Annotated in this window: 13 protein-coding genes; 12 read left to right on the forward strand and 1 reads right to left on the reverse strand. The window is 46.1% G+C overall.

Going from position 1 to position 7,740, the window contains the following annotated elements; all coding sequences use genetic code 11:
* The first annotated feature begins 7 nt into the window (after positions 1-7).
* The 12 genes from BN162_RS15610 to BN162_RS15665 all read left to right on the forward strand — a co-directional run bounded on the left by BN162_RS15610 (position 8) and on the right by BN162_RS15665 (position 6,537).
* Positions 8-658, forward strand: coding sequence for an adenylate kinase (locus BN162_RS15610; protein WP_020226063.1), 651 nt, complete (start codon positions 8-10; stop codon positions 656-658).
* The gene (gene map, locus BN162_RS15615) at positions 655-1,446 is read left to right on the forward strand and encodes a type I methionyl aminopeptidase (protein ID WP_020226064.1); all 792 of its coding nucleotides are present in this window, start codon (positions 655-657) and stop codon (positions 1,444-1,446) included. The genes BN162_RS15610 and map overlap by 4 nt, the downstream gene beginning before the upstream one ends.
* Entirely contained in the window at positions 1,424-1,642 is a 219-nt protein-coding gene (gene infA / locus BN162_RS15620; protein ID WP_006058587.1) for a translation initiation factor IF-1, read from the forward strand. Before map ends, infA begins: the two co-directional genes overlap by 23 nt.
* Before the next feature lie 19 nt (positions 1,643-1,661).
* Complete coding sequence (gene rpmJ / locus BN162_RS15625; RefSeq protein ID WP_008979808.1) at positions 1,662-1,778, forward strand: 50S ribosomal protein L36; 117 nt, start codon at positions 1,662-1,664, stop codon at positions 1,776-1,778.
* Between the two features lie 16 nt (positions 1,779-1,794).
* The gene (gene rpsM / locus BN162_RS15630; RefSeq protein WP_020226065.1) at positions 1,795-2,160 is read left to right on the forward strand and encodes a 30S ribosomal protein S13; all 366 of its coding nucleotides are present in this window, start codon (positions 1,795-1,797) and stop codon (positions 2,158-2,160) included.
* An 18-nt stretch (positions 2,161-2,178) separates the two neighbouring features.
* The gene (rpsK, locus tag BN162_RS15635) at positions 2,179-2,571 is read left to right on the forward strand and encodes a 30S ribosomal protein S11 (protein WP_006058589.1); all 393 of its coding nucleotides are present in this window, start codon (positions 2,179-2,181) and stop codon (positions 2,569-2,571) included.
* Between the two features lie 26 nt (positions 2,572-2,597).
* Positions 2,598-3,557, forward strand: a complete 960-nt coding sequence (locus BN162_RS15640; protein ID WP_020226066.1) for a DNA-directed RNA polymerase subunit alpha — start codon at positions 2,598-2,600, stop codon at positions 3,555-3,557.
* 24 nt (positions 3,558-3,581) lie between these two features.
* Positions 3,582-3,944, forward strand: a complete 363-nt coding sequence (gene rplQ, locus BN162_RS15645) for a 50S ribosomal protein L17 (protein WP_006058591.1) — start codon at positions 3,582-3,584, stop codon at positions 3,942-3,944.
* Positions 3,945-3,949: 5 nt separating this feature from the next.
* The gene (locus BN162_RS15650; RefSeq protein ID WP_020226067.1) at positions 3,950-4,174 is read left to right on the forward strand and encodes a hypothetical protein; all 225 of its coding nucleotides are present in this window, start codon (positions 3,950-3,952) and stop codon (positions 4,172-4,174) included.
* Between the two features lie 62 nt (positions 4,175-4,236).
* A complete protein-coding gene (locus BN162_RS15655) occupies positions 4,237-4,875 on the forward strand; it encodes a TetR/AcrR family transcriptional regulator (protein WP_020226068.1) in 639 nt (212 codons plus the stop codon).
* The gene (locus tag BN162_RS15660; protein ID WP_020226069.1) at positions 4,853-5,743 is read left to right on the forward strand and encodes an ABC transporter ATP-binding protein; all 891 of its coding nucleotides are present in this window, start codon (positions 4,853-4,855) and stop codon (positions 5,741-5,743) included. Before BN162_RS15655 ends, BN162_RS15660 begins: the two co-directional genes overlap by 23 nt.
* Positions 5,740-6,537: an ABC transporter permease subunit gene (locus BN162_RS15665; protein WP_020226070.1), complete on the forward strand. Its 798-nt coding sequence runs from the start codon at positions 5,740-5,742 to the stop codon at positions 6,535-6,537. The genes BN162_RS15660 and BN162_RS15665 overlap by 4 nt, the downstream gene beginning before the upstream one ends.
* A gap of 475 nt (positions 6,538-7,012) precedes the next feature.
* On the opposite strand, the gene BN162_RS15670 is transcribed toward BN162_RS15665, so the two are convergent.
* On the reverse strand, positions 7,013-7,740 hold a 728-nt coding region (locus BN162_RS15670; RefSeq protein ID WP_040452376.1), incomplete at its 5' end, for a transposase.

The following is a 7,740-nucleotide window of genomic DNA, read 5'->3' on the forward strand; positions in this document are numbered from 1 at the left end:
AGTGAGAATGAACATTCTGATCATGGGACCCGCCGGAAGCGGCAAGGGGACAATGTCGGCAAAAATTCTTGAAAACTTCAAAGTACCGCATATCTCCACAGGGGATATGTTCCGCGCCAACATCAAAGAGGGTACGGAATTAGGAAAAAAAGCTCAGGAGTACATGAATGCCGGCAAGCTCGTACCGGATGAAATTACGGTCGCAATGGTCGCAGATCGGCTGAAAGAGCCGGACTGTCAAGTCGGTTATCTGTTGGATGGCTATCCAAGAACCCTGATTCAGGCAAAATCTTTTGAAAATTTGTCAAAAGAAATTGCCAAACCAGTGGAAATTGTTATAAACTTAGTAGTGGAGTTTGAAACTCTGGCCGATCGCATCACAGGCCGCCGTATGTGCAAGAACTGCGGCGCGATCTATCATGTCCGCAACCACCCAAGTCAGGTGGAGGGGATTTGTGATGTCTGCGGTTCTCCGCTCATTCAGCGTGCTGATGATACAGAGGAACAACTTCGTGTTCGGCTCAACGAGCATGAAAAGAATACCAAGCCGGTTCTGGATTACTATCGTGAAAAGGGACTGGTCGTCGATATCAATGCCACCCGTTCAATTGATGAGGTGTGGAATGATGTCGCCGCGGCATTGGAGAACGTGAAATGATCTCTGCCAAGTCGCAGCGAGAAATCGCAACGATGAAGCAAGCCGGGAAGATTGTAGCGCTTGCCCGCGCGGCAGTGGCCGCTGCAATCGCACCGGGAGTCACTACTAAACAGCTGGACAGGATTGCTGAGAAAGTGATCCGGGAACAGGGAGCCTCACCGTCCTTTAAAGGGTACGGGGGCTTTCCTGCGTCTATCTGCACTTCGGTCAACTCAGTGCTGGTTCATGGAATTCCAGATCAGACTGTGCTGAAAGACGGAGATCTCATTTCCATTGACATCGGAGCTTGTTATAAAGGCTATCATGGGGACGCCGCGTGGACGTTTTCCGTCGGCCGCGTCAGCGAGGATGCGGTACGCTTGATGGAAGTTACACGTCAATCTCTATTTATAGGTTTAAAACAGGCAAAACCTGGGAATCGTTTAAGTGATATTTCGCACGCCATCGGCTCTTTTGTTGAAGCGCACGGATATTCAGTGCCAATCGATTATACAGGTCATGGAATCGGCACGCACCTGCACGAAGAACCTGCGATCCCTAATTTCGGAACGCCGGGCAAAGGCATTCTTTTAAAAGAAGGCATGACGTTCGCGATCGAACCGATGGTTCACGCAGGCAAGCCGCACACACGGGTGTTGGCTGATGACTGGACAGTCGTTACCAAAGACGGCTCTCTGGCAGCACATTACGAACATACGATCGTCATTACGCATGACGGGTATGAAATTCTGACAATCAATCCAGATGAGGAGGAAGATTCAGTTTATGGGCAAACAGGATGTCATTGAAATTGATGGGATAGTAGAAGATACGCTTCCCAATGCAATGTTTAAGGTGAAGCTCGCCAACGGTCACACCATTTTAGCTCACGTTTCTGGTAAAATCCGTATGCATTACATTCGCATTTTACCGGGAGATCGGGTTACCGTTGAAATTTCACCGTATGATTTAACACGTGGGCGTATTACATTTAGACACAAATAGTCTACAGGAGGAAAAACGCATGAAAGTAAGACCATCTGTCAAACCAATATGCGATAAGTGCCGCATCATCAAGCGCAAAGGCCGCGTTATGGTTATTTGTGAAAACCCTAAGCACAAACAGCGTCAAGGAAACTAGGAGGAATTAGAGAGATATGGCTCGTATTGCAGGAATCGATATCCCACGCGACAAGCGCGTAGTGGTATCCTTAACTTATATCTACGGAATCGGCAGCTCCACAGCAAAAACGATCCTGAAGAAATGCGGAATCAGCGAAGATATCCGTGTTAAGGATCTGACTGACGATCAGGTCAACGCAATCCGTCAGGAAGTCGACCAGATCAAAGTTGAAGGCGATCTGCGCCGGGAAACCCAGCTGAACATCAAGCGTTTGATGGAAATCGGCTGCTACCGCGGTGTTCGTCATCGTAAAGGACTGCCTGTCCGCGGACAGCGCACCAAAACTAACGCTCGTACACGCAAAGGACCGCGTCGTACAGTAGCGAATAAGAAGAAATAAGCGGGAGGATAGTAGTCAATGGCAAAAGTGAAACAGACAAGCCGCAAGCGTCGTGTCCGCAAGAATGTCGCTCGGGGCGTTGCACATATTCATTCAACATTTAACAATACAATCGTTACGATTACCGATGAAAGCGGAAATGCCATCGCTTGGTCCAGCGCGGGTGCATTAGGCTTCAAGGGTTCTCGTAAATCTACACCGTTTGCCGCTCAGATGGCAGGCGAAGCTGCCGGCAAGGCTGCTGTCGATCACGGCATGAAGGTTGTCGAAGTCAACGTTAAGGGTCCAGGACCTGGACGTGAAGCGGCTGTTCGTTCTTTACAGACAGCAGGCTTAGAAATCACGGTCATCAACGACGTGACTCCGATTCCGCACAATGGATGCCGTCCACCGAAGCGGCCACGTGGTTAATAACCTAATTGAGGAGGGAAATGGTTATGCAAAAATTTGAACGCGCAAAGTTTGAAGTCAAAGAATATGTTGAATCTGACCATTATGGAAAATTCGTTGTAGAACCTCTTGAAAGAGGCTTCGGCACTACCCTTGGTAATGCTCTCAGACGTGTTTTACTCTCCTCGTTACCGGGAGCTGCGGTGTACTCGATTAAGGTCGAGGGTGTTTACCATGAGTTTACATCCATTCCTGGCGTTGAAGAAGACGTCACGATGATGATTCTGAATATCAAAAATCTGATCATGAAGATTGATGACGATGAATCCTATACCTTACGAATTGCCGCAAAAGGCCCAATGACCGTGACCGCGGGCGATATTATCTGCCCGACGGGTGTGGAAGTATTGAACAAAGATCTGGAAATCGCGCATCTGGAAGAAGGCGCTACGCTGGAAATGGAGCTGAAGGCCCGCAATGGCCGCGGCTACATCAGCGCTGATGGAAACAAAGCCTTGTACCAGGGATCTTCTCAGGGTATCGGAACGGTATATACCGATTCAATTTATACCCCGATCGATCGGATTTCGTATAATGTTGAACCGACGCGTGTCGGTCAGGATGCGAAGTACGACCGCCTGATTTTTGAAATCTGGACCAACGGTTCGATTACGCCGCAGATGTCGCTGGCGCTGGGCTCTAAGATTCTGATCGATCATCTCGATCTTCTGACCCATGTCAACGAGTCCGTTGCGGATATGGAATCCGTGATGAAGGATGTCAACGGGGAATCCCCGAAGAACATGCAGTCGATGGCTATTGAAGATCTGGATCTGTCCGTCCGTTCTTACAACTGTTTGAAACGGGCTGGCATCCAGACCGTCGAAGAGCTGACGCAGCGTTCTGAAGAAGAAATGATGCGAGTCCGGAATCTGGGTAAAAAATCATTAAAAGAAGTCAAAGACAAGATTTACGAATTGGGTCTGAGCTTCAAATCATACGACTAATCGCAAGTAAAGGAGGAACCCCCTATGTGGAATCGTAAATTAGGACGCACTGCTGACCACCGGAAAGCGATGCTTCGCAATATGGCTACCAGTCTGATCCTGAACGGCAAAATTGAAACAACCGAAATGAAGGCGAAAGAACTTCGCTCTGTTGTCGACGAACTGATTACGTTGGCTAAGCGCGGAGATCTGCATGCCCGCCGTCAGGCTGCTGCTTACATCCGCAATGTTGTTGCTGATGAAAAGACAGGCGAAACAGTCCTGAAGAAGCTGTTTGATGAAATCGGTCCGAAATATGCCGACCGCAACGGCGGATACACCCGTGTCTTAAAGACCGGCTTCCGTCGCGGTGACAGCGCTCCGATGGCGATCATCGAGCTGGTTTAATTATTATGGAAAAGCATGGCTGCGGCTGTGCTTTTTTTTGTGCTGTTTCAGCATCCCATTTTGAGAAACAAAGCGTCAGAAGTGCCTCGGGTGCGACATTTAAAATGGAAAAGGATTTCTGTCCCCTTTCTGCTGAAAACACGCCGAATAAGCCCAAAAACAAGGCGAGAGAAGGGAAAAATCAATTTCATCCGTTTGGTTGCAATTTTATGGATTGCGTGGGGTTGTAAACATGAGTCAAACCACTATAATGAAAACTAAAGACTGACCAGGTCAGTCAGGAGGATTATCGATGAACGAGAAGTTCTATGAACTGTCCGCTGAAAAACAGCAGCGAATCATCAATGCGGGTCTGGAAGTCTTTGGGGCGTATGATTATCCGCAGGCGTCAACGGATGATATAGCGGCGAAAGCCGGGATTTCTAAAGGACTGTTGTTCTATTATTTTAAGAACAAGAAAGAATTTTATCTGTTCCTGTTTGACTATTGCTGCAATTTCTTTCATCAGCAGATTTGTACTGAGAATTTCCATCAAATCACAGATTTCTTTGATCTTATGGAATATGCCGCCCGTATCAAATACAATCTGATTCTGCAGTACCCGCATTTCATGAATTTTGTGATGAAAGCCTATTATTCCCGCCGTGAGGAAGTCAGCGAAGCGATGAAGGAGCGAATTGGTTCTACCATTGGAGAGATTTATACTGTGTACTTCAAGAATATTGACTTTTCGCGCTTTAAGGAAGAAGTGGATCCGCAGAAATTGTTAAATATGCTGACATGGATGGCAGAAGGCTATATTCAGGATAAGCTGCGGCAGTCTGAAACGTTAAATATCGATGAACTGATGCAGGATTTTCACGACTGGCAGAAAATGTTCCGCAAGATTGCCTATAAGGAGGTAAGCGATGAAACTCATTCTCAGAGTTAAAAACATGACCAAGGATTACGGCCATCAGCGAGGTGTATTCGATCTGAGCTTCGGCGTGGAAAGCGGAGAAGTGATGGGTTTTCTCGGACCCAATGGGGCGGGAAAGACAACGACGATCCGCACTTTGATGGGATTCATTCAGCCTGATCATGGACGCGTCAGCATTAAAGGCCGCGACTGTTTCCGCTGTGCTGCTGAAATTCAGCAGGATGTCGGCTATCTGCCAGGAGAAATTGCTTTCATGGACGACATGGATGGCATGGAGTTCATTCGGTTTATCGCTGCGATGAAGAAAATGCCGAGTTTAGAACGAGCGCAAGAACTGCTGAACTATTTTGAACTGGAACCCAAGGGACGGATCAAGAAAATGTCCAAAGGCATGAAGCAGAAAATCGGTCTGGTCTGTGCGTTGATGAATCAACCTGAGATCCTGATCCTGGATGAGCCAACCAGCGGCCTTGATCCTTTGATGCAGAAAAAGTTTGTAGATCTGATTCAGGAAGAAAAACGCAAAGGAACTACGATTTTAATGTCTTCGCATCTGTTTGAAGAAGTTGAACAAACCTGCGACCGAGTCGTCATCATCAAGGAAGGCCGACAGATCGCGGTGGAAAAAATGGACGAGCTCAATAAAAATCATCAGCGTATCCTAATTCTGAAATTTCGTCGGGCTTCCGAGGCCGCAGAGTTTGCCGCGCGTGTGCCCAATGCCCAGACCGATGGGAAACACGTTACATTGAAGACTGCCGGCAGCCTGGACGCCATTCTCAAACTGGCCGCCCATTATGAAGTTGAAGATCTGGAAACGCATCGTCAAACTTTAGAAGATCTGTTTCTACACTATTACGGGAAGGAGAATCATGCATGAGTCTGCCGCTGCTGCGCCGCGAACTGCGCGCCAATTATAAAATGATTTTACTGTTTACAGCCGTGATCACGCTTTACAGCACAGTGATCATTGCGATGTACGATCCCAAATTAGGGGCAAGTCTGAATATGATGGCAGAAAGCATGCCGGAACTGTTCGCTGCCTTTGGCATGACCAATGCCGGGGCAACGATGCTTGAATTTATCATCAACTATCTGTATGGGTTTATTTTAGTTGTCATCCCCATGTTATGCCTTTTGTTGATTGCCGGCCGTCTGGTTGTTCGGTATGTGGATCAAGGATCTATGGCCTATCTGTTGGCAACACCCAATACCCGCGGTACAATTATCCGGACGCAGATCCTGTTTCTGGTTCTGTGCACGCTCTTTCTGGTGATTTACTCCAGCGGATTGGGGCTCATCGCCAGTGAAATGTTATTTCCTGGGGAATTGGATGTTTCTCACTATCTTCTGGTCAATGCGGGACTGTTGTGTCTGCATCTTTTCTTAGGCGGCATGTGTTTCTTCTTTTCCAGCGTGTTCTCCGAGCAGAAAAAAGCATATGGCTGTGCCGGAGGTTGTTTAGTAGCCTTTTTACTGATTCAGATGCTTTCACAGGTATCGAAACAGCTTGAAGGATTAAGATTGCTGACACCCCTCACTTTATTTCAAGCGAAAGAACTTGCGATGGAAAGCAGCGAGGCTCTGATGATGGCTGGATGCCTGGCTATTCTTGGTGTAATCCTCTATATCGCCGCCGCTCAAATTTTCCGCCGCCGCAATTTATCACTGTAGCAGTCATTGCGGTGGACATCAATGCTTAGCGATGGCGGATCCTCAATTCTTTTTCAGTTTGTTTCATCGACAAACCATAAATTCAGAGTTCTTTCAGAACATAAAATTTGTCAATCCCAGCCTCAACCTTTTTACTGCAAAAAATGTTAAGTTTAAAAAAGCCTTTTGTTAAGGGATAAAACAAATTCAAAGAAAAAAACGCTCAATTGAAAAGTTAAGTTCCACTTCTGAAAGGCGAAAATAAAAAGGTGAATTTAGTCTTTCAAATGCGATAAAATAAGGCGAAAATTGTGGAATTTGATCTTTGTATCTATGATGTTTTAGCTATTTGGTTTATAATATGGATGTCAAAAAGCATAAAAATGAGCGCATTAAAAGCTAATGGAAATAGACACTTTTTTCAACTGAAAGAGTTATTTCCATCTCGTTTTTGGTCTTTACAGACTTCTTGCTGCCTATTTTTATGCTTGGAATATTACTTCAATAAGTAGGGTTTTAGGGTAACTTGATCTGGTGGGATCTCAGTCAATCCTTGGTCGATTAGTTTGTCGGCCATTTCCTTGTTGAAGAATTGGAGAACGCTGAACGATGTTTTATTGTTCAGCTTTTTTCGGCTGTAAGAATTGATGTGGGATGAGATGCGATTCGCCTTTTCCTGCGAGTCCAATCCAAGCGCATATAAGTCAGCTTCTTTCGGACAAATATCTCGAATGAGAAGATGGATATTTTCGAGAGATCCCTTTTGCCAGCTGGCCATCGGATCACAATAAAAGAGTCTTGTTCTTCGTGTTCCATCCTTCCTGATTTCTGCTTTGTCAGCGAGAATAAATTCACTGCCTCTGTCCGTTTTGAGCACTATTACTTCTTCGTTGAACATCTGTTCTCCAAGTATGGACTCTAAATACAGGATACCTTCCAACATGGTTTGAGAAGTTTTCTGCTGGTGATAGACGCAAAACAGAAAATCATATTTCAAAAACTTGAATGTTTGAAGGAAAGGTCCGTTGGAACCGTCGTTGTAAACCGTGTCCATTTCAACAACGGAGGCATCGGGATTCATTTCCTTAAATTCTGTGTATTCTTTGTGAGTCCTTCCCTTCAGGTAAGATCGGTCTTTCCTTGGGGAATATTCAATCGATTTCTTTTTTGTCAGTTTTCTGCGAACTTGACGTTTAAGATCCATGCAAGTGATGGAGACACCGG

The sequence above is a fragment of the Holdemania massiliensis AP2 genome, assembly GCF_000327285.1.
Taxonomy (GTDB): Bacteria; Bacillota_I; Bacilli_A; order Erysipelotrichales; family Erysipelotrichaceae; genus Holdemania; species Holdemania massiliensis.